The following is a 2,788-nucleotide window of genomic DNA, read 5'->3' as shown; positions in this document are numbered from 1 at the left end:
CCCCGAAAAAGCGCCAAGCCATAACAGCCTGGCGCCCCCCCCTCACACCTCAGTAACCGAGAGAAAGCCCCGTGTTCCGGCGCGGATCATTAGCCCCGTAGAAACGGTTGTTGCCCACCGGCTTGCCACCCAGGGACGGCGCACCCACCAGGATCGCTGCCAAGTGGTTGGCATCCTGGGGACCGGCAAACTTGTGGCCCCAGCTTTCCAAAATCTTCTGAGTGTCAGGGCTCACCGCGAAGGTCTCAAGGTTGGTGGTATCAGGCATCCACTGCTGGTGGAAACGCGGCGCGTCCACGGCTTCCTGGATGTTCATCTTGTAGTCGATGACATTCAGGATGGTCAGCAAGGTGGCCGTGATGATGCGACTGCCACCCGGCGTACCGACAACCATCACCGCCTTGCCGTCCTTGGTCACGATGGTCGGGCTCATCGACGACAGCGGCGCCTTGCCCGGCGCGATGGCGTTGGCCTCACCTTGCACCAGCCCGTACATGTTCGGCACGCCGACCTTGACGGTGAAGTCGTCCATTTCGTCGTTGAGGATCACCCCGGTCTTGCTCGCCATCACGCCCGCACCGAACCAGTCGTTGAGGGTGTAGGTGACCGACACCGCGTTACCCCACTTGTCGACGATGGAGTAATGCGTGGTGTTGTTGCCTTCATGGGGCGACACACCGGGTTTGATCGCCTGGGAATCACCGGCTTTCTGCGGTTCGATGGCGGCGCGCAGTTTGGCGGCGTAGTCCTTGTCCAGCAGGTGGGCGATCGGGTTCTTCACAAAGTCCGGGTCGCCAAGGTAGCTGTTACGGTCCACGTAGGCGTGGCGCATTGCTTCGATCTGGTAGTGCAGGCCTTGGGCCGAGTGATAGCCCAAGTCGGCCATCGGGTAGCCTTCAAGGATGTTCATGATCTGGCAGATCACCACACCACCGGAGCTCGGTGGCGGTGCCGAGACCACATGATAGCCACGGTAGTCGCACTCGATGGGCGCCAGTTCACGGGTCTTGTACTTGTCCAGGTCCGCCTGGGTGATGATGCCCTTGCCGGCCTGGCTCGAATCCACCAGCGCCTTGGCGACCCAACCTTTATAGAAGCCGTCGGTGCCTTTGGCGGAAATTTCCTTGAGGGTCTTGGCCAGGTCTTTCTGCACCAGCTTCTGGCCAACCTGCATCGGCTGGCCGTTGTGCAGGAAGATCCCGCGCAGGTCCTTGTCTTTTTCGAACTCGCCGGTGGCGGTGTGCAGCAGGTCGATATCACCCTGCTCCAGCTCAAAACCGTTCTCTGCCAGCTTGATCGCCGGGGCGATCACCTGGGCACGCTTGAGCGTCCCGTATTTGCTCAGCGCGGTTTCCATGCCGGAAACGGTGCCGGGTACGCCGACAGCCAAATGGCCCTTGGCGCTGAGGCCTTCGACCACATTGCCGTCTTTGTCCAGGTACATGTTGGCGGTCGCCGCCAGCGGGGCTTTTTCGCGGAAATCGAGGAAGGTTTTGCGGCCGTCGGCCAGTTGCACGGTCATGAAACCGCCGCCGCCGAGGTTGCCCGCCGCCGGGTACACCACGGCCAGCGCGTAGCCGACTGCCACGGCCGCATCCACCGCGTTGCCGCCGGCCTTGAGTACATCCACACCCACATGAGTGGCCAAATGCTGGGCAGTCACCACCATGCCATTTTCGCCGCCTACCGGGGCCTGCGACGCGGCTTGCACGCCGCTGACCGTCAACACCAGGGCAGTGGCAATCAGGGTGCGATTGAAAGGTTGGTATTTCATCCATGGCTACTCTAGTTATTGAGACGCACCAAAATAGCCCTTCCTGGATCCAATCCCCAGCGCAATGGCGTTTTTATTACAGTACTTGTCGGTCACAGAACGGACGTGAAAAAGCCCATGCTATATTTCGCGCCCTGACTGTCGTGCAAGGCGCTTTGACATGGTGATCAAGAAGACCGGCATTCGTGCCCAACAGGCGGACCAGACACGTGCGCGCATCCTGCAGGCGGCGGTCAAGGTGTTCACCCGCGACGGGTATTCCGGTGGGCGCGTCGACACCATTTCCAAGGAAGCCGACTCCAACGACCGCATGCTTTATTACTATTTCGGCAGCAAGGAACACCTGTTCGTCTGCGTGCTGGAACACATCTACGAGCAGTTCAACAAAGCCGAAAGCACGCTCAAGCTTGACCTCGGCGCGCCCGTGCAAGCCTTGCGCGACCTGGTGGCCTTTATCTGGAACTACTACGTCAAGCACCCGGAATTCGTGGCAATCCTGAGCATTGAAAACCTGCACCAAGGCAAACATGCCCAGCAGTCCGGCGAGATGCGGCGCTTGTCAGGCGAAGCCGTTGGCGTGCTGCGCCCGATCATCGAGGCGGGCCAGGCCCAGGGTGTATTTCGCCAGGATGTCGACCTCAAGCACGTGTATTTGATGATCGCTTCGCTGTGCTACTTCTATAACTCCAACCGTCACACCCTCAGTTCATTTCTGGGTGAAGACCTGTCGAACAAAGGGCAGCAGCAGGACTGGCTGGGGTTTATCAGTGACCTGGTGCTGCGCGGGGTCACGCCGACCCCGCGGTAGAAACCGAATCCAAATGTGGGAGCGGGCTTGCTCGCGAAGGCGGTGTATCAGCCAATGAATCTATCAACTGGCCCACCGCTTTCGCGAGCAAGCCCGCTCCCACATTGGGATCTCAATATGTCAGGGAGATAGCAATCTGCTTTTGAACTGGAAAGTGAAATGAAGCGACCCGATCACTCAAGCCATACCCGGTCAAATGTGGGAGC

The 2,788-nt window shown here is 59.7% G+C and carries 2 protein-coding genes; one reads left to right on the top strand and one right to left on the bottom strand.

The features are described from left to right. Positions 1-49: 49 nt before the first annotated feature. Positions 50-1,774 carry a gamma-glutamyltransferase gene (gene ggt / locus WBB95_RS15310; RefSeq protein WP_424488353.1) on the bottom strand — a complete coding sequence of 575 codons (1,725 nt, stop codon included), beginning with the start codon at positions 1,772-1,774 and terminating at the stop codon, positions 50-52. A 160-nt stretch (positions 1,775-1,934) separates the two neighbouring features. On the opposite strand from ggt, the gene WBB95_RS15305 reads away from it, so the two are divergent. Further along, a complete protein-coding gene (locus WBB95_RS15305) occupies positions 1,935-2,582 on the top strand; it encodes a TetR/AcrR family transcriptional regulator (protein ID WP_424488352.1) in 648 nt (215 codons plus the stop codon). Positions 2,583-2,788: the final 206 nt, after the last annotated feature.

The sequence above is a fragment of the Pseudomonas sp. genome (assembly GCF_049645325.1).
Taxonomy (GTDB): Bacteria; Pseudomonadota; Gammaproteobacteria; order Pseudomonadales; family Pseudomonadaceae; genus Aquipseudomonas.
The sequence above is the reverse complement of the archived record's forward strand: the minus strand, read 5'-3'. Positions and strand labels throughout refer to the sequence as shown.